This is a genomic window from bacterium (genome assembly GCA_035549195.1).
Taxonomy (GTDB): Bacteria; Oederibacteriota; Muellerivitia; order Muellerivitales; family Muellerivitaceae; genus DASZRK01.
Genome location: DASZRK010000030.1, coordinates 1 through 18,654, shown reverse-complemented (window position 1 = coordinate 18,654; position 18,654 = coordinate 1). Strand labels below are relative to the sequence as shown.

Below are 18,654 nucleotides of genomic sequence, written 5' to 3'. Positions count from 1 at the left end.
GATCTTCGGAGGAACAAGTGGATAAAAAAAAGAAAAAACCGACGCTTTCCATCATCGTTCCGGTCTTCAACGAGGAAAAGACCCTGGTGCCCCTCCTGAAAAAGGTCTGGGCGGTCAAACTGATGGGCCTTCAAAAGCAGATCATCGTGGTCGATGACGGGTCCTCGGACAGGACCCGGGCCCTTTTGAAGAAGGTCAAGTTCCCGGGCATGGAGGTCCATTACCACCCCAAGAACCGGGGCAAGGGAGCGGCCATCCGCACCGCCATCCCCCATACCACCGGCGATTATGTGGTGGTCCAGGACGCGGACCTGGAATACGACCCTTCGGATTACGAGAAACTCCTGCTCCCCTTGATGGAAGGGAAGGCGGATGTGGTCTATGGTTCCCGCTTCATGGGTACCCACCAAGCCTTCGTGTTGACCCACTATCTGGGCAATATCTTCCTGAGCTTCGTGACGACGGTCCTTTACGGGACGGTCCTCACCGACATGGAAACCTGCTACAAGGTCTTCAAGGGGGACATCCTGCGGAGCCTGACCCTGCGGTCCAACCGCTTCGAGTTCGAGCCAGAGGTGACCGCCAAGCTCTTGAAGAAGGGCTACACCCTCTACGAGATGCCCATTTCCTATCACGGACGGGGGTTCACCGAAGGGAAGAAGATCACCTGGAGGGACGGATTTTCTGCCCTTTGGACCCTTTTGCGTTACCGCTTTTCGGACTGATCCTCCAGAGCCGTACCTGGAGCCCCAAAAGGAAGAATTGGAAGTTCATGAATTGGTGGCTGAAGGTGTATTCGGTCAGCCCCCAGACCAGCACGCTCAAGAAGACCGTTCCCAGGGCCCAGTTCAACTCCGCCGCCTCCGGCCCAGGGGGCCGGAACCGCAGGGTCATCCAGCCGAAGATCCCGATCCAGACCAGATAGACCGCCAACCCCTGCCAGCCGTTCTGCGCCAAAATCTGCAGGAAATCGTTGTGGAGGTGGGGAACATTGGGTTCCCGTTCCGCGATCGGGGTTCCCGCCACATAGTGGTCGAACAGCACGCTGACGTTGCCTTGGCCGACACCCAGGGGGTGGTCCTTGATCATTTCCCATCCCGCCAGCCAGATGAGGATCCGGGTCTCATTGGCGGCCACGGGACGGTGGGCTGAATCATAGGTGACGGAGAAATTCACCGTGTTCACCAGGCGGTCCTTCCAATGGGCCGGAAGCAGGAAGGGGACGATCACGAGGCCGGCCAAGCCGGCCCAAAGCCATTTTCGGTCCCATTTCCAGACCAAAAGCAGGAAGCCTGCCACCAGCCCCAGCCAAGCGCCCCGGGTCTCGGTCAGGACAAGGGCCATCCCTAAGACCAGCAGAGAGGCCCAACCCCAGGCATTCCGGGGATCCTGTTTCAGGAGCCAGAGCTGGAGCAGGAGGCAGACCATCAACATCCCTCCGAAGACCATCTTGTCCCCGGAGAAGGAAGTGATCCGGTCCAGGTGTTGGACGAAATGTCCCCCAAGGATCCCGTAGAGGGCGCAAAGGGTCCCGCCGGCGACCAGGACCCGGACGGTCCGTTTAAGGTCCGGAAAAGTGAAGGGGACCGCCCCGATGACGAAGATGATCAGGAGGGTGAGATATTTGTGGACGGTCTTGAAGCTTTCCGATGCGTCCACGCCGACCAGTGCGCCCAGGTAAAAAGAGACGAGGAAGATCAGGGTCGCCCAAGTGAAGGGGTTCCGGGGCCAAGGGGACCTTCCGGGGTTCCGGTGCCTTTCCCAAAGGAAGAGCAGGGCGATCGCGGCCAGAAGAACGTTCTGGAGGGCGATGGAAGCGACGGCCGTGAAGGCGAAGGCGAGGATCGCCCAATGGAGGGGACGGGACATGGACGGATTATAGGATCGGCGGGACAAATGCGACAGCCCGCCGGGTTCTTGCGTTGACAGTCCCTTTCGCGGGTGTGAAAATACCCCGGCTTTGAGTCCCCCCAGGGAGGAAAGAAGGGCCTTGGGTGAAAAGGGTACTGCGGCTTTCCCGAGCCATTCCGGGGAGCCTTGGTTCCACTACTGGAGGAAGTCCATGGCGAAGGTCGTCCTGAAGAACGTCAACAAGGTCTACGGCAACAATGTGGTGGCGGTCAACAACGTCAATTTTGAGATCGCGGACAAGGAATTCCTGGTGCTGGTCGGCCCCTCGGGCTGCGGCAAATCCACCACCCTTCGCATGGTGGCGGGGTTGGAAGAACTTTCGGGCGGCGAGATCCGCATCGACGACACCCTGGTCAACGACGTCCCTCCCAAGGACCGCGATATCGCGATGGTCTTCCAGAACTACGCCTTGTATCCCCATATGACGGTCTTCGAGAACATGGCCTTCGGGTTGAAGCTGCGCAAGTATCCCAAGGAAGAGATCAAACAGCGCGTCTATGAGGCGGCCAACATCCTGGGCATCCAGGAACTGCTGAACCGCCGCCCCAAGGAACTCTCGGGCGGACAACGCCAGCGCGTGGCCGTGGGCCGCGCCATCGTCCGCAAGCCTAAGGTCTTCCTCTTCGACGAACCCCTTTCCAACCTGGACGCCAAACTCCGGGTCCAGATGCGCGCCGAGATCTCGAAGCTCCATACCCGGCTCCAGGCGACCATGATCTACGTGACCCACGACCAGCTGGAAGCCATGACCATGGGCGACCGTATCGCGGTCATGAAGGATGGCTATGTCCAGCAGATCGCCGATCCCATCACCCTCTACGAAAAGCCCGTCAACAAGTTCGTGGCCGGGTTCATCGGGACCCCCGCCATGAACTTCATGGAAGGCACCCTCAACAAGAAGCGCACGGGCATCTATTTCAACGAGGAGAACTTCGAGATCAAGCTGCCCGACACCTTCACGCCGCAGGTGGAAAGCCACGTGGGCCGGGACGTCATCCTGGGCATCCGCCCGGAGGACATCCACGACAAGATGGACGCGGCCAATGCCTCCCCCGACAACACCATCAGCGCGACGGTGGAGATCATCGAACCCCTGGGAGCCGAGGCCTATCTCTACCTGACGACGGGCAAGAGCCCCTTCATCGCGAAAGTGGACAGCCACGACCAGATCGAGATCAACCAGGACATCGAGTTGGTCTTCAACATGCAGAAGGCCCATATCTTCGACCGTGAAACGGAGAAGTGCCTGACCAACTGAGCCTTTTGCCGTACCATCGTCGACTCAAAGGGGACCGGGGCGGAAAAACGCCCCGGTTTTCTTTTTTGTGGGTAGAATTCCTTGACGTTCCGCTGTCCCAGTCCCGAGTCGCGAGGGTCGACCCTTGAAGATCGCTTTGTTGGGCTCCACCGGTATGCTGGGTTCCCGGGTCGCCGAGGCCTTCCGGGCCCGGAACCATGAGGTCCTGGCCCCTTCCCACGAGGAACTGGACCTTCTTTTTCCGCTTTCCATCGAGAAATTCTTCAAGACCAACGGTTTCGACGTCCTTGTCAATTGCGCGGCCTTTACCCGGGTCGATGCCTGCGAGGAACCCTCCAAGTTCGCGGTGGCGCAGACCCTCAACGGGACGGCGGTCGGCTGGATGGCCAAATACTGCCAGGCCTTGGGCAGGATCCTGGTCCATTTCTCGACCGATTATGTTTTCGACGGCAAGAAGGAGGACCCCTATGTGGAGACGGACGCGACGGGCCCCCTGAACGTCTATGGCCGCACCAAGCTCCAGGGCGAAAAACTGGCGGCCGGGGCGCCGTCCCATTACCTGGTCCGGACCTCCTGGGTCTATGGCCCCCGGGGCGATCATTTCGTGAAACGCATGGCGGCCTTGTTCAAGGAAAGGACCCGGGTGGAGGTGGTCCGGGACCAGGTCGGGAGCCCGACCTATACGGGGGATATCGCCCAATTCATCCTGGACCTGCTCGAACGGAAGGCTCCTTTCGGGACCTATCATTTCGCCAACAGCGGAAAGGCTTCCTGGTTCGACTTTGCCAAGGAGATCAAGGTGCGGTTGGGCAACCCGCCTTGCGAGTTGGTCCCCGTGAAGAGCGATAAGGTCTTCCGGCCGGCCGAGCGTCCCATGAACTCCTGTTTCGATCTTTCCAAGGCCCAGTCCGTCCTGGGGGTCCCCATCCGCCCTTGGCAAGAGGCCCTGGCGGAATACATGACGAAGGAGTTCCCGCTTGAGGCGGTTTGACCTCTCCGTGATCATCCCTGTTTTCAACGAGCAAGCCAGGGTGGGCAAGACCCTGGAGGATTCCCTGGCCTATCTTCGCCGTTCCAAACTCAGGGCGGAGATCCTGGTGGTGGACGACGGGTCGAAGGACAAGACCGTCCAGACCGTGGAAAAGGCCGGAAAAAAGGTAAAGGGGGCCGTGGCCCTGAGGGTCCTTGCGCAAGGCATCAACCGGGGCAAGGGCGCGGCGGTCCGGATGGGCGCCTTGGAGGCCCAAGGGGATGTGGTCCTCTTCATGGATGCGGATAACGCGACGCCCTTGTCCGAATACGAGAAGTTCAGGCCTTGGTTCAAGAGAGGCATCCCGGTCGTGATCGGGAGCCGGGCGGTGGACCGGTCCCAAGTGAAGGTCCCCCAACCCCTTTACCGGCAGGTGCTGGGCCGGGCGGCCAACCTGGTGATCCAGGTCCTGGTGGTCTGGGGGATCTGGGACACCCAATGCGGTTTTAAGGCCTTCACCCGGGAAGCGGCAAAGGTCATTTTCCCCCGGCAGACCATCGAACGGTTCGGCTTCGATTTCGAGCTCCTCTTCCTGGCGCACAAGCTTGGGTTCCCGATCCAGGAAGTCCCGGTCCAATGGTTCAATTCGCCCTACTCCAAGGTGCGGTTGGGGGACTATTTCGGGACGCTGGTGGAACTGCTTTCCATCCGGTGGAAGGACCTGAAGGGTGTCTATGAACGCCCGGTGACCAAGACCAGGGTCCGTTCATGAGCGAAGGCCGGGCCCGCCGGGTCACCTGGAACTCCCTTTCCCTTTCGAGCGCCGAGATCCTGTCCCGCGTCTTCACCTGGGTGACCCTCCTGGTCCTGGCCCGCTATTGGAGCCGGGATTATTACGGCCAATACGCCATCGCGGTGAACTGGGTCATGATCCTCAGCACCCTGACCGGCCTTGGTTTCGGGTCCTTGGCGGTCCGGGATGTTTCCCACGACCGGTCGCTTTCCAATTTTTATTTACGGAACATCATCCAAGTCCGCATCTTGACGACCCTTGTGAGCTTGGTGGTTTTGGCAGTTGTTGGTCCCGCACTCCACTATGAACCGGTTCTTTGCACGGCCTTGCTCGTGATGGGACTGAGGCTTATCTTCGAGGCTCCTTCCAATGGGTACATCATGCTTTTCCAAGCCCATGAAAAAATGGCTTATACGGGTTTGGTCTCGCTGGGCGGCGCGTTCCTTAGGATGGCAGGTATCGTTGCTGTTGCCTATTTGGGCGGGGAGATGGTGGGAGCTTGTTGGGTCTGGGTTGCGGCTTCCGCCTTGAGCCTGGTTTTCCTTTGGGCCCATGGACGCAAACAAGGCTGGCGGGTCGATTGGAAAGAAGCCCGCTGGAAGGATATGTGGGGGATCCTTGTGCGGTCGATCCCCTTTGCGGCTTTTGGCACCTTCCAGATGCTCTATTACCGGGTGGATGCGGTCATCCTCAAAAGTTTTTCCGGGAATGAGATGGTCGCCCTTTACGACATGGCTGGACGGTTCCTTTTCGTGGTCTTCATGCTTTCGGATCATTTCGGGATCGCTACATTACCTGTCTACTCCATTGTCAGGGACCGTCCGGATGAAATAGCGCGGGTCATGACCCGGTCCTTGAAATTCCTCATCATGGCAGGACTTCCCATTACGGTGGGCGGTTTTCTTTTGGCCGGGCCATTGATGACGGTCCTGCTAGGATCGCGCTATTCCGGAGCCGGCCCGGCTTTCTCGGTTTTGGCGATATCGATCGTTTTACATTTCGCTTCCAAGGCGCCGGTCAATCTTTTGGCGGTCAAGGATGTCAAACGGCTGACCACGGTTTTTATGACCTTGTTCATCTTGAACGTGGCCGCGAACTTTTATGCCATTCCACATTGGGGGCTCATGGGTGCGGCCTGGGTCTCCAGCGCCTGCGAAATGCTCTTTTTGGGATGGGTCCTTTGGATCGTGCGGTCTTATCTTCTTTTTTCGAAATTCGGGGTTGGCAGGGGGATGGTGGCAAGTATCCTTGCTTCTGCAGTTATGGGTTCGGGGATTTTTAGGGATCCAAGACTTTATTGGATAATTGCAGGGCCGTTGATTTATATTTTGTGTCTTTGGGTTTTCCGGGCGTTTGATTCGGAGGATGTGTCTAGTTTGAAATCGTTGACCAAAGTCTGACCATGGCGGGAATTAAAATGGGGGTGGAATTTTGAAGGTCGGTGTAATTGTCGATAGGTTTCCGGTTATTTCGGAGACTTTCATTTTAGACGATGTAATGGACATGGTCCGCAAAGGTTGTGAGGTTACGGTTTTTTCCATCCACAAACCTAATAGGGATCAGATCGATGGAGTTCTTCCTGAAAGAACAAAGGTGAGGATTTATTACCTTTTCGAGAACGGCAACCGCTTTTGGAAGATCCTCGGATTCGTGAAAAGTCATCCTCTCTTTTTGTTATCGCTTTTGAAAGGCTGGAATAAAACGAAACTGTGGGGGCCGCTGACCTGGAAAGAAAGGGTCAAAATATTGATGTTTCGTGATTTTTTCAGAAGTAAACGTATTTCACTCGATGTCATCCATTCCCAGTTTGGGAACATGGGATTCTATGCCGTTGGATTGGAAACTCTGGGGCCTGTTCAACCTAAAAAGATCGTTACTTTTCACGGTTTTGATCTTTCTCGTTTTGTAAAGGAACGCGGTAACCATTGTTATGATTACGTTTTCAAAAAGATGGATCTGTTTTTGACGACCTGTCAGTTCTTTGTTGATCGATTGATCGATATGGGATGCCCGCGGGATCGTATCGGAATGTATTACCTAAGTGTTGATTGCGAAAGACTTATCTACAAGATGCGACGACCGGTTCCCGGGGATCCTGTACGCTTGGCGACAATTGGGAGGCTGGTCGAAAAGAAGGGGTATTCGACCACCCTGATGGCATTGGGAAACCTTAAGAGAAAAAGGCCCGATTTGGTTTTTTCCTATGACATTATTGGATCTGGGCCCTTAGAGGCAGAATTGCGGCGATTGGTCATTGGACAAAACTTGTCCACCGAAGTGACCTTTCATGGGGCCAAACCTAAGGAAGCGGCTTTGGAAATACTGGAAAAGGCGATGATTTTCTTATTGCCCAGCGTGACGGCTCTCGACGGAGACGTTGAGGCGATGCCCGTTACTTTGAAAGAGGCAATGGCGATGGGGTTGCCAGTTCTTAGCACTTATCATAGTGGGATTCCCGAGCTTATCACGAATGGAGTTGAGGGATATTTGTCGGCGGAAAGAGACTTTGAGGGACTTTTTCAAAATTTGGAAAGACTTTTGGAAAATCCAAAAGATTGGCCGCGGATGGGAAGCGCCGGAAGGGAGCGGGTCGAAAAATATTTTGATCGACGAAGGGCAGCCGAGGTCCTTTTTGGGTATTATCGATCGTTAATAGATAAAAACACGATCGATCCCGGTAGTTGAGGAGATCGCCCGAGAAGGAACTTAAGATCGAGATAGGCATGGTTGGAATTTGAATATTCTTATGGCGGAACATACCCACTACGATTCTGTTTCGCAGGTTGGTTGCCATGCCTTGGCTCGTGAAATATCAAGTCGCGGTCATTTAGTGACATATTTTTCATCCTACCTGACGCCGTTCCATCTGAGCCAATTTTTCACTCCACAAAGGAACGAGTTGTTCAAACGGGCTCGGAACTGGCTGGAGGGTGGGAGAAAGTGGAACGAGGGTTTATTTACTTACGTGCCTTTTACCCTCCTTCCTTATACCCGAAAACCTCTGCTGGATCGGGTCTGGGTGGCGAAGAAACAGGTCGATTGGTCGTTCCCGAATCTCTTAAGTCGGTTACGTGCGCGAGGGCCCTTTGATGCTTTTTTCGTTGGAGATCCACGGTTTGTTCCGTTGGTAGGCCGTGTTGAGGCCCGCAGTACCATCTTTCGGATCACGGACGATGTTATGGGTTTTTCAGGGACTCCCCGAAGCCTCGAGGGGTTCTTGAAGACTGCCGCTATCAAATGCGACCGAGCTGTCGCGACTTCCGCGCCATTGCGTGAAAAGCTTTTGCGAGAATTTGGGTTTCGCGAAGTCCTCTATATGCCCAATGGCGTCGAATATGACCACTTTGCCGGAAAAACCCATAAGGAGCCGGAGGACCTGAAGATCATTCCAAGGCCAAGGGCCCTTTATGTGGGGGTCTTGAGGGACTGGTTTGATTTGGATTGTTTGACCTTTTGTGCTTCTCGACTATCGGATGTTTCTTTCGTCGTTATCGGTCCTTCTGAATTGGATTTGCGCTCCCTGAGCCGTTTTCCTAACGTCTATTATCTTGGGCCGCGGCCATACAACGATGTTCCCGATTATATGGCCTTCTCACAAGTTGGGATAATCCCCTTCAAAAGAGAAGAAAGGACCGATTCGGTAAGTTCCATCAAATTGTTGCAATATCTTGCCGCTGGTTTGCCTTCGGTCTGCACCCTTTGGAAGGAATTGGAGCTTTTGAAAGCCCCGGTACGACTCGCGTTGGACAAAATGGAGTTTGCGAACTTAATTCGGGACGCCTTGCGGGAGGAACCGGACCGAGAGAAGCTTCGTTCGTTTGCGCATAGCCACACATGGAAAGAAAATGCGGATGTTCTTTTGCGAATGGCGGCGCCTGGATGATTCTAATGAGAATATTTTCATGAGGGCTCGGCGGTACTGATCTGCGGGACGAGCTGTTGTTTTCGCGCGATATGGGAGTGTTTTTGGCGCTTTTGAGAATGGGACCTGAAAAAGGACCGAAAATGAGAGTGCTCGTCATCAAGATCGGAGCCGTCGGGGACGTGGTCATGGCCCTTTCCGGGGTAGAGGCTGCCCGAGACCGGTGGCCCAACGCCCATATCACCTGGCTTTGCGGACGCACGGTCGAGCCTCTTTTAAGGGTTTACGGCCACGTTGATGAGGTCATCGGTGTGGACGACGTCGGACTTTTGCGCGGGAATCTTGCTGAAAAAATTAAAGTTCTGATAGGTGTCTGGGCCCGATTGTTCCTGCGGTCCTTCGACCTGGTCGTTACAGGACATTCGGACCGCCGCTATCGGTGGCTGAGCGTGACGGCGAGGGCGAAAGAGCGTCGTGGGTTCGATGATCGCCTCAATCTTGTTCCGGGTCGCTACCATGGTGATGAATATGCCCGACTGATCCTGGGCCAGGACTATCCGACGGGCCGTCTCTTCCGACCAGCGCCGCTTCGGCCGTCTTTAGACCCGGAACTCGAGAAGGCGATACCCGCTGATGGCCATCCCTTGATCGCTTTCGCTCCCGGTGGCGCTAAGAACATCCTCCGAGATGATTCTTTGCGGCGGTGGCCGGTCGGACATTACGCCGAATTGGCGGCGAAGCTCTTGGCCGGTGGATATCAGGTCGTCCTGACCGGCGCCGAGTCCGACCGCTGGATCTTGGAATATTTCAAGGGTTTGGGTGTGGTCGACCTAGTGGGGAAGACCACGGTGACCGATCTGATCGCCGTCTATGGCAAATGCCGATTGGTCGTGACGCATGACAGCGGGCCCATGCACCTGGCCGCCCTGGCGGGGGCGAGGGTGCTGGCCCTTTTTGGCCCCACCATCCCTTCGGAAAAAGTCCCGTTGGGTGGTCTCGTCCATTCCCTATGGGGTGGGGAAGAGCTTCCCTGCCGGCCTTGTTATGATGGGCGGAACTATGCCAAGTGTTCGCGGAACATTTGTTTGGAGGATATCGGGGTTGAAAGGGTGTTGGCCGAGGCGAAGGGGATATTGAATGCGAAAGATTGAGTTCTTTCGTTCCGTCCCACACTCCGTCCGTACTTTAAGCGCGTTTTTTTTGGCCATCTTTGTCCTGGCTTGGGTGTGGCTTCAAGGCGGGAAGTACCGACCCGATGATTCCGATGACGCTTGGTCTCTTGCTTATTGTTACGATTATGCTCACCACGGCATCGTGGTCGACCGGGTATCGGGTTATACACAGGACCAAGCGGGGGTTCAGTATTTTGGGAAGACCTACGCTCGGATTACGGCTGTGGTTTTGGATAACCTGGGTTGGACCAAAACCACGGGTCATATCCTTCCTTTGGCCTTTCTTTTGGTCGGGATCGCCCTTTGGGTCCCCCTTTTGAAGTTTTTCGGGTTTTCGGCAGGGTCCATCTTTGCCTTTGTGGCTTCGGCCCCATTATTCGAACCCTTTTTTTCGGTCTCGGTCTGCGCCCGACCTGAGTCCTTTATCTTCATGTTGGCGACTCTTGCCGCTTTTTTGTTCCTTCGTGGTGGTTATTTCCTGTGTTCGTTGGTCATTGGCTTGGCCGCAGAGACCCACCCAACCGGGGGTGTGGTCGCTCTTTCCTACGTTTTGGCGGTCGTTTTTGGGGGACGGGAATTTTTGGGACATTGGCTTAAAAAGCCATGGAGCGTCGTCGGTCCCATACTCCTAGGTGGTGTCTTGAGCGTTGCTTATTTCGTTTGGCTGCATGCCGATGTTCTGGCCCGGTTACCATCTTTCTTGCTTCAAAGCAACTCCCCAAGAGGCGGGCAGTTTCCGAACCTGTTATTCGTTTACTTCTTCCAAACAAAATTTCTGAGACATCTTCCGGAACTTGCCGTTTTTTTGGTTGCGGTATTTTTTTATTTCAAGAAGGGGCTGGCTCGTTCGAATCTATTTTTGACCGCCCTGTTCGGTCTATCGTTCCTGCTTTCGCTGATCTTGCGCCACCCGAATTTTCATTACGCCATTTTTTGTTTTCCGGCTTTCCTGCTCTTGACCCTGCAGATGGCAGAAAGACTGGGCCGGACCGGATGGCTATTGATCGGATGGTTGGTTCTCTTGGCGCCGCAATATCTTATGATCGCTTATATGAACCGTTCATTTGATTTCGGAAGAGAAATCTCCGAGATCGAAGAAGCCGTGCCCCAGGATCCCTTACCCGTTCTGGGCGGCGCGAACGACTGGTATGTTTTTCATGACCGCGAATTTTATTTCAATTTTTATATGGACCGTCAGACACCGTTTCAGGGAAAAGAGTTTTATTTGATCGAGGACGATGGATACAGGGCTTTGCCTTTGGACCGCAAACGTTGGATCGAGCAGGGTTTTCGCGCCGAACCTGTGCAGGATTTGAGCATCAATGGACGTCACTTCTCCATTCTCCGGGAGACCGCCCGGAAACCCGTCGGCCACTCCGGCCTTTAAAACCAAGACCCCCCTTGTATACTGGGCTGTTGTCAGTCCGGCCTATGGACACCTTGGAGAACTTTTCTTGATCATCGGCATCGATGGGACCAGCCTTTTGGGGGACCGCAAAGGGGTGGGATGGTACCTGACCCACCTTTTGGAGGCCTTGTCCCACATCCTGGAAGAGGACAAGCTCTACGTCTGGCTGAACAGCCCCTCGCCCGAGGAAAGGGCGCGGGTCAGTGAGAACCGTTTCGTGGCGGTCAGCGCCACCCACTATCCCTGGGCCGCCTTGCGGCTGACCTGGAACACCCTGGGGACGCCGGCCCTGGAGAGCCTGATCGGACGCCCGGCGGATCTTTATTTTTATCCCACAGGAATGCCCATCCCGCAAAAACACGGGAAAAAGGTCCTCTTCCTTCATGAGTTGACCTGCCTGACCCAGCCCGAAATGGCCGATCCGGAGGAATTCCAGACCTTCGTGCCGGAGCTCCAAAAGCAGATCGCCAAGGCCGACCTGGTCCTGACCTGTTCCGAATATAACCGGCGCGAGTTGATCAAGCACTTCTCGGGCCTCACCGAGGCCAAGGTGCGGGTGGTGCCTTATGGCGTCCCCGAGAGTTTCCTGAAGCCTGCTTCCACCGCCCAGGTCCAGAATCTCCGGTCGCAGTACGGCCTGAACAAGCCCTATTTCCTTTTCACGGGACGGCTGGAGCCGCGCAAGAACCTCCTTCGCCTCGTCCATTCCTTCCTGCTCTTCACCCAAAGGGTCAAGACCGACCATCAATTGGTGCTGGCGGGCCCCCGGGGTTGGATCGGGGAGGATTTCATCCAATTCATCCTGGCGCCCCAGGTCGTCGAAAGGGTCCGGTGGATCGATTCGGTCGCCAGCCCCGACCTGCCCGCCCTCTACTCGGGGGCCGATGCCTTTTTCCTCCCGTCGGTCCGGGAAAGCTTCGGGCTTCCCGCCCTCGAGGCCATGGGATGCGGCACGCCGGTCATTTGTTCCAATACCGGCGCTCTCTCCGAGGTGGTGGGGGATGCGGCTTGGCTGGTGGACCCGACGAAGGTCCCTGATTGGTCCCTGGCCATGCAACGGATCGTCACCGAACCCGAGTTCGGCAGGCTCCTGAGGGAAAAAGGCCGGACCCGGGTCGGCCTCTTCAAGATGGAGAACTCCGCCAAACAGACCCTGGCCGCTTTCCGCCTGGCCGTCCAAACCCATGGCTGAACGCCGGCGCAAAAAAGGGCCCAAGGCGCCGGCCGGGTCCCGGAAGGCCCGCTCCAGGACCGTGCGGCCTTCCGGTGGGGGCCCTTCCCGGAAAAAGCCCCGTCGCCTTTCCGGCCGGATCTTCAAGGACCTGAACCAGGAACTTCCCGAGCCCCCTTTCCCCGACTTCCCGGAAACTTCCCACCTTCGGCGGATGGAACAGAAATTCGAGATGTCCCTGGCCCGTCCGCGGGTCTCCGTGGTGGTGGCGGCCCGCAACGAGGTGGACCGGCTTTGGCATTGCTTGTTCGCCCTCAAGACCCAAACTTATCCGCCCGACGAGATCATCCTGGTGGACAACGCTTCCGAGGATACGACGGTCGATTTCGTGCGCTCCAATTACCCCCAGGTCAAGGTCCTGGAGTGCCAGGAGATCTTTGGGCGGACCATGGCGGTCAACCTGGGCGTCAAGACCGCCGGCGGCGATCTGGTGGCCATCGTGGATCCGGGGGTGGTGGTGAAACCCGACTGGCTCCAAAAACTCGTCACCGGATTCCAGGCCAATTGGCCCAAGTTCGGCGTCATGGCTTCCTTCCCCCTGGGGGAGGAGGGAAAGCGGGAACAGGGCGGGGAATGGGACCAGACCTTGAACTTTTTGGGCCGTCCCATCAAAGGCTATTGGCCGGACGAGCGCCTGGTCTTTTGCCCCCCGGAGGGTGCCTGGATCTATCCACGGTTCCTGGCCCCGGAGGGACCCTTCGACGAGGATTATGGGTGGTTCGGGGGGGCGGCTTACCTGGGCTGGCGTATGCGTGCGTCGGGCCGCTTTTCGGGTTGGAACCCCGAGGCGAAGATATTCAGGTCGGTGGGTCCCGGGGAGGACGAACCGGGATGGAAAAGGGTCTTTTGGTCCAACCGCAACCGGTGGTTGAACCTTCTTCTTTTCCTGGAAGGGGGCAACCTCTGGAAGATCATCCCTTGGATGTTCCTGGAGTGCGCTTTCCTGACGCTGAAGGGCCTGGTGATGAGCTTCAGCACATTGGTGGGTACCCTGTTGGCCGCCGGTTGGATCCTATTCCACACCAAGCTGGTCCTGGAAAAAAGACGGGTCCTCCAGGAAAAACGAAAGGTGCCCGACCGGGAGATCCTTGGGCTGGTGAGCGGGCGGGTGGTCTCGGACAACGTTCCCATGTCCCGCCTGCTGAATATTTTGTCCCTGGCCTATTGCCGGTTGGTGGGCTTGAAGGTCCTGGAGTGGCAATGAGGGGACCGGTGAATTGCCGGTTGGAAAATGTTTTTCGCGGGGTTAAACTCGGGGCCACTTCTGGGAAGGGGAAAGATCCTTGGCCAAGGGCGTAAAGAAAGAATCCGTCGTTATCAGCGATCCGAATCGCTGTGAGATCTGCGGCACCAAGCTGACCCTTTATCCCAAGAGCTACGCTCCCTGCCCCCGTTGCCAAAAGCGTGTCTGCCGCCGTTGCTGGGACGCCTCCTGGGCCTCCAAGTCCTTCGCTTCCGATCAATGCTCCCACATGCAGGAAAATGACGGGCAGACCTTGAACCCGGTGGAGGGCGGATTCCGCTTCCAGTGGGACTGGTACCGGATCCTGGCCTCCCTGGTCGTGGTCGCCCTTTTGGCGATCCTCCTTTATTTCGTCCTGAACCTCTTTGTTTTCTGATCCAGACCCCAGGATAACGACTTGCGCATCGCCTTGGTCCACGATTGGTTGACGGGCATGCGGGGCGGGGAGAAGGTCCTGTCCGGCCTGATGGAGCTTTTCCCCGGCGCCGATATCTTCACCCTCGTTTACCGCCCTGAGAAATTCGGGGACCTTTTTGAGGGCCGCCGGGTCATCACCTCGGCCCTCCAACGTTTGCCCTTCGGGAAGACCCGCTATCCCTACTACCTGCCCTTCTATTGGGAATTGATGGGCGGCTTCGACCTTTCCTCCTACGACCTGATCGTTTCCTCCAGTTCGGCCTGCGCCAAATGGGTGCGCAACCCCAAGAACGTGCTCCACGTTTGCTATTGCCATACCCCCATGCGCTACATCTGGGACCTGTTCGACGATTATTTCGGGCCTTCGACCTCTCCCTGGGTGCGCTGGCCGGCCAAGTTCGTCCGTCCCTACCTCCAACGTTGCGACCTGAAATCCAACGAAGGGGTGACGCACTTTTTGGCCAATTCCACCGAGGTTCAAGGGCGGATCAAGCGCCTTTACGGGCGGGAATCCCAGGTCTTCCATCCGCCGGTGGAGGTGGGCCGGTTCCAAGGGCCCAAAGAACAGGGGGAATATTATTTGGTCCTTTCCGCCCTGGTGCCCTACAAAAGGGTCGACCTGGCGGTCCGGGTTTGTACCGAAAGGAAGCTTCCCTTGGTCGTCGTGGGTCGGGGTCCCGAAGAGCGGCGTTTAAAGTCCTTGGCGGGTCCTACGGTGACCTTCAAGGGCCAAGCCTCGGACGAGGAAGTGGCTTCTTATTATCGAAGGGCGAAGGCCCTTCTTTTTCCCGGCAAGGAAGATTTTGGGATCGTACCTGTTGAATCCTTGGCCGCGGGATGCCCGGTCATTGCCTTTGGGGAAGGGGGCGTCATGGATACCCTGAAGGACGGGGAGACGGGTGTTCTTTTCCGGGAACAGACCCTGGCGGCCCTGGGCGAAGCTTTAGAGCGTTTCGAGGGGATGTCCTTCGATCCGGAGGCCTTGCGCGAAAGGGCCAAGCCTTTTTCCAGGGAGAGGTTCCTTTTCAAGATCCAGGTCTATTTCCGGCGCCTTTACGGCATCCCCGCCATTCCCGATAACAAGGTCTGAATCGGTCATCGATCCAGCGGCATGGGGATCAAAAGCCCCAGTGGGAAAGGTCCCTCTCCAGGAGCTTTTCGAGTTTTTGGACATCTTCTCGATAGAATTCTTTAAGTTCTGCTTTGAATTCATCGGAGATGGGGTCGCGTTGTTCAAAACGGATGTTTCGATTGAAAAAGAACGCCAGGATACCGGACCTCCCTTTCCACCCGATAAGCGACTTGAAGCGAATGGCTGCCATTTCGATAAGGGAATAGATCCTTTGCAGCGGGATCGATTGGACCTGTCGGTTCTCATTGATCTTGGGAAAGTGGGTCCGGCCATCGGATGGCAGGCCTAGGAAGGTCAACACATCCTCGTAAACTTGTTTGGGATCTTCGATCATGTCCTCCAAGAGAATGACCTTCACTTTGGCCCGGTCGACGCGGGAGAACAGGACATCGATCTTCTGTCCGATCTTCCCGAAGTCGTGATAATAAAGGAATTTTTTTTCGCTTGTGGCAAGGGGTATCCGTCGTCCTTCCCGGCGATCGGCTTCGGCCCTCCAGGCCTCCTCGAAATCCCGAATGTTCTCTTCTCCGACGAAGAGCCCATAAGAATGACGGGATTGAACGAGGTCGATCGGATTGCGCAACATCACGATGAACTTGGCCTCTTGGTTGAATTTCAGTATCTCCGGGACGGCGCATTCCGAATGTAGGTAATTGGTGCTTCCTTCCCCAATGGCCAAGTGGCGGGCCGGATCGGCTTTGTCGAAAAGGGACATGTAGGTGCTTTTTTCCATTTTGGAGTGATGAAAATCAAAATCGAAGTAATGGGGTTCCTTCGGATCGCTGAAAAAGACATTGGGGTGCTGGGATAGGTATTGGCTCAGGGCCGTGGTCCCGCAACGGGGAGCGCCGATGATGAAAAAGTTGGGTTTCACTTGTCCTTCCGTTCCTTGAGAAAGATCGGCCAGGAGGTTTGGCCGTCCGGCGATGGGCCGAGGATTTGGGGCTTTCTCTGTTATAACCCAATGGTTTCCTAGTGTCATGGGTTAAGGCATATCCTCTTCGCGCTCCTCTGCGGCCGGTGATCCGAACGGGTGAGGCGGGACTGGTTTCGGAACGTCTTGCGAAGCATAAGGATTTTATGAGTTGGTCGGCTACGATATAATCAGTTCCCGAAAATCCACCCGCTTGAGGGTCCATGAAGCTTCGCCTCCCCTCCCTTTTTTCCCTGATCAGTTTCGTTTTGGATGGTTCATTGGTGGCGGGCTCTTTCCTGCTGGCGAACTGGCTGAGGTTCGATTCGGGTCTCTTGCGAACGGGCGGCCACGCCGATTATCCCCACTACCGGTCCTTCCTCCTTTTCTTCGTGATCGTCCATTTGGTCGCCTTCAAGTATATGGGTCTTTACCGCAGTCGCCGCGGGATCTCAGGAGTGGACGAACTGTCCAAGGTCTTCCTGGCCGCCCTGGCCGCCACGATCGTCATCGCGGCCTGCACGTTCCTCGTCAAATTCTTCGCCTTCTCCCGCTTGGTGATCGGTTTTTCGGCGGGATTGATCGTGGCCGGGGTCTGGACCGAGCGGACCCTCTTGCGGCGGGTCCAGGTCGTCCTGAGAAGGCGTGGCATCGGGGTGACGCGGGTCCTGGTCGCTGGGACCGGCGAAACCGCCCGGGTTCTGCTCCAAAGGATCCGTCATAATCCGGGCCTGGGTTACCGGGTCATTGGGGTGGTTTCGGAAGGGAAGCGTTCCGGAGAAGTGGAGGGCCATAAGGTCTTGGGGCCCATCTCCCGGTTTACCGCGATCCTTCAAAAGACCGCTCCGGAAGAGGTCATTTTCGCCCTGCCGGCCCCGGCCCATGGACAGTTGGTCCCTCTGCTGGTGGCGCTCCAAGCCACCCAAACCCGCTACAAGATCGTCTCGGACCTCTTCGGGCTCATCACCAACCCGGTGGAGAGCGATGTGCTGATGGGAATGCCCATCTTCGAGATGAAGGAAGCGCCCTTGAATGCCTGGCATAACCGGGCCATCAAGAGGACCTTCGATCTGGTCCTATCCCTGGTGGGGATCGTGCTTTTGAGCCCGGTCTGGATCACGGTCGCCATTGGGATCAAGCTCACCTCGCCCGGTCCGGTCCTTTTCCATCAGAAACGGGTAGGAAAGGACGGCCGGGTCTTCCACATGAGGAAATTCCGCTCGATGTCGGTGGGTTCGGAGACCGTGGCCTTCACCAAGAAGAACGATCCCCGGGTGACGCCCTTCGGGGCCTTCCTGCGCAAGACCAGCCTGGATGAGATCCCTCAGTTGCTCAATGTGGTGACCGGGCGCATGAGCCTGGTGGGGCCCCGCCCCGAGGTGCCCGGCCTGGTGGAGAAGTTCCACAAGGAGATCCCGCGTTATTTTGAACGGCATCAGGTGAAGTCCGGCATCACCGGTTGGGCCCAGGTGAACGGCCTACGGGGCAATACCTCCCTGGAGGAGCGGGTGAAATACGACATCTATTACATCGAGAATTGGAGCCTTCTGTTGGATATCAAGATCCTGGCACGCACCGTTCTGGACATCCTGGAGCATGAACATGCCTATTGAGCGGGAAAAGAGAGGACGGGCATGAAGATACTGGTCACCGGCGGGGCCGGGTTCATCGGAAGCCATGTGGTGGACGCCTACCTGGAGGCGGGCCACCAGGTGGTGGTCGTGGACGACCTGTCCACCGGCAAGAAGGAGAACCTGAACCCCAAAGCCAAGTTCCATAACATGAGCATCCTGGACGACAAGCTCCAAGAGTTGATGCAGGACGAGGGGATCGAGGTGGTCAACCATCACGCGGCCCAGATCAAGGTGAAGGCGTCCTTGGAGGACCCTTATTTCGACGTAAAGACCAATGTGCTGGGCTCGGTCCTCCTGCTCGACCTATGCCGCCGGGCCGGGGTGAAGAAGTTCATCTATGGTTCCTCGGGTGGCGCCCAGTATGGGGAGATGACCGATAAGCCCTTTCCGGAAACCCAACGGGCCCGTCCTTTTTCGGTCTATGGGGCCAGTAAATACACCGTTGAAATTTACGCGGATGTTTTCGCCCAGAATTTCGGGTTGGAATTCGTCGTTCTGCGCTATGCCAATGTCTATGGTCCGCGGCAGGACGCCTTGGGGGAAGGCGGCGTGGTCGCCATCTTCACCCATTGCATGCTCCATGGCGGGGAATTCGTGATCTTCGGCGACGGCTACAACGTCCGGGACTATGTCTATGTGAAGGATGTGGCCCGGGCCAACCTTTTGGCCCTGGACCACCCGCACAACGACGTCTTCAATATCGGGACGGG

Annotated in this window: 17 protein-coding genes; 15 read left to right on the top strand and 2 right to left on the bottom strand. The window is 56.6% G+C overall.

Translation table 11 applies throughout. The features are described 5' to 3' along the window. The first annotated feature begins 17 nt into the window (after positions 1-17). Positions 18-725, top strand: a complete 708-nt coding sequence (locus VHE12_07540) for a glycosyltransferase family 2 protein (protein ID HVZ80637.1) — start codon at positions 18-20, stop codon at positions 723-725. Here the strand turns inward: VHE12_07540 and VHE12_07535 are convergent. Next, a complete protein-coding gene (locus tag VHE12_07535) occupies positions 664-1,869 on the bottom strand; it encodes an O-antigen ligase family protein (GenBank protein HVZ80636.1) in 1,206 nt (401 codons plus the stop codon). The two genes, VHE12_07540 and VHE12_07535, sit on opposite strands and share 62 nt — an antisense overlap. Before the next feature lie 193 nt (positions 1,870-2,062). On the opposite strand from VHE12_07535, the gene ugpC reads away from it, so the two are divergent. From ugpC to VHE12_07475, 12 genes are all read left to right on the top strand, one after another. Then, positions 2,063-3,169 (top strand): sn-glycerol-3-phosphate ABC transporter ATP-binding protein UgpC, encoded by a 1,107-nt coding sequence (gene ugpC / locus VHE12_07530; protein ID HVZ80635.1) that lies wholly within the window; start codon positions 2,063-2,065, stop codon positions 3,167-3,169. Positions 3,170-3,293: 124 nt separating this feature from the next. Continuing rightward, positions 3,294-4,160, top strand: coding sequence for a dTDP-4-dehydrorhamnose reductase (gene rfbD / locus VHE12_07525; protein HVZ80634.1), 867 nt, complete (start codon positions 3,294-3,296; stop codon positions 4,158-4,160). Beyond that, complete coding sequence (locus VHE12_07520) at positions 4,147-4,911, top strand: dolichyl-phosphate beta-glucosyltransferase (GenBank protein ID HVZ80633.1); 765 nt, start codon at positions 4,147-4,149, stop codon at positions 4,909-4,911. The genes rfbD and VHE12_07520 overlap by 14 nt, the downstream gene beginning before the upstream one ends. Continuing rightward, positions 4,908-6,332, top strand: coding sequence for a flippase (locus VHE12_07515; GenBank protein HVZ80632.1), 1,425 nt, complete (start codon positions 4,908-4,910; stop codon positions 6,330-6,332). Before VHE12_07520 ends, VHE12_07515 begins: the two co-directional genes overlap by 4 nt. Positions 6,333-6,363: 31 nt before the next feature. Then, on the top strand, positions 6,364-7,617 hold the full coding sequence (locus VHE12_07510; protein HVZ80631.1) for a glycosyltransferase: 1,254 nt from the start codon (positions 6,364-6,366) through the stop codon (positions 7,615-7,617). 61 nt (positions 7,618-7,678) lie between these two features. Then, positions 7,679-8,815, top strand: coding sequence for a glycosyltransferase (locus VHE12_07505; GenBank protein HVZ80630.1), 1,137 nt, complete (start codon positions 7,679-7,681; stop codon positions 8,813-8,815). Between the two features lie 122 nt (positions 8,816-8,937). Continuing rightward, on the top strand, positions 8,938-9,945 hold the full coding sequence (locus VHE12_07500) for a glycosyltransferase family 9 protein (protein ID HVZ80629.1): 1,008 nt from the start codon (positions 8,938-8,940) through the stop codon (positions 9,943-9,945). Beyond that, on the top strand, positions 9,932-11,353 hold the full coding sequence (locus VHE12_07495; protein HVZ80628.1) for a hypothetical protein: 1,422 nt from the start codon (positions 9,932-9,934) through the stop codon (positions 11,351-11,353). Before VHE12_07500 ends, VHE12_07495 begins: the two co-directional genes overlap by 14 nt. A 67-nt stretch (positions 11,354-11,420) precedes the next feature. Further along, a complete protein-coding gene (locus tag VHE12_07490; protein ID HVZ80627.1) occupies positions 11,421-12,566 on the top strand; it encodes a glycosyltransferase family 1 protein in 1,146 nt (381 codons plus the stop codon). Next, positions 12,559-13,809 carry a glycosyltransferase family 2 protein gene (locus tag VHE12_07485; protein HVZ80626.1) on the top strand — a complete coding sequence of 417 codons (1,251 nt, stop codon included), beginning with the start codon at positions 12,559-12,561 and terminating at the stop codon, positions 13,807-13,809. Before VHE12_07490 ends, VHE12_07485 begins: the two co-directional genes overlap by 8 nt. Positions 13,810-13,888: 79 nt before the next feature. After that, positions 13,889-14,224, top strand: a complete 336-nt coding sequence (locus VHE12_07480; protein ID HVZ80625.1) for a hypothetical protein — start codon at positions 13,889-13,891, stop codon at positions 14,222-14,224. 21 nt (positions 14,225-14,245) lie between these two features. Beyond that, on the top strand, positions 14,246-15,355 hold the full coding sequence (locus tag VHE12_07475; GenBank protein ID HVZ80624.1) for a glycosyltransferase: 1,110 nt from the start codon (positions 14,246-14,248) through the stop codon (positions 15,353-15,355). Positions 15,356-15,383: 28 nt separating this feature from the next. On the opposite strand, the gene VHE12_07470 is transcribed toward VHE12_07475, so the two are convergent. Next, complete coding sequence (locus VHE12_07470; protein ID HVZ80623.1) at positions 15,384-16,271, bottom strand: sulfotransferase; 888 nt, start codon at positions 16,269-16,271, stop codon at positions 15,384-15,386. A gap of 263 nt (positions 16,272-16,534) precedes the next feature. Here VHE12_07470 and VHE12_07465 point away from each other — a divergent pair, with 263 nt between their 5' ends. Together VHE12_07465 and VHE12_07460 are read left to right on the top strand one after the other, a co-directional pair. Beyond that, a complete protein-coding gene (locus VHE12_07465; GenBank protein ID HVZ80622.1) occupies positions 16,535-17,923 on the top strand; it encodes an undecaprenyl-phosphate glucose phosphotransferase in 1,389 nt (462 codons plus the stop codon). Positions 17,924-17,944: 21 nt separating this feature from the next. Next, positions 17,945-18,654: NAD-dependent epimerase/dehydratase family protein (locus VHE12_07460; GenBank protein HVZ80621.1), on the top strand; the 710-nt coding region annotated here is incomplete at its 3' end.

Coding starts and splice junctions, on each gene's coding strand:
- VHE12_07505 (HVZ80630.1), top strand. CDS start 7,679: ATGGCGGAACATACCCACTACGATTCTGTTTCGCAGGTTGGTTGCCAT.
- VHE12_07515 (HVZ80632.1), top strand. CDS start 4,908: ATGAGCGAAGGCCGGGCCCGCCGGGTCACCTGGAACTCCCTTTCCCTT.
- VHE12_07535 (HVZ80636.1), bottom strand. CDS start 1,869: ATGTCCCGTCCCCTCCATTGGGCGATCCTCGCCTTCGCCTTCACGGCC.
- VHE12_07500 (HVZ80629.1), top strand. CDS start 8,938: ATGAGAGTGCTCGTCATCAAGATCGGAGCCGTCGGGGACGTGGTCATG.
- VHE12_07465 (HVZ80622.1), top strand. CDS start 16,535: ATGAAGCTTCGCCTCCCCTCCCTTTTTTCCCTGATCAGTTTCGTTTTG.
- ugpC (HVZ80635.1), top strand. CDS start 2,063: ATGGCGAAGGTCGTCCTGAAGAACGTCAACAAGGTCTACGGCAACAAT.
- VHE12_07495 (HVZ80628.1), top strand. CDS start 9,932: ATGCGAAAGATTGAGTTCTTTCGTTCCGTCCCACACTCCGTCCGTACT.
- VHE12_07485 (HVZ80626.1), top strand. CDS start 12,559: ATGGCTGAACGCCGGCGCAAAAAAGGGCCCAAGGCGCCGGCCGGGTCC.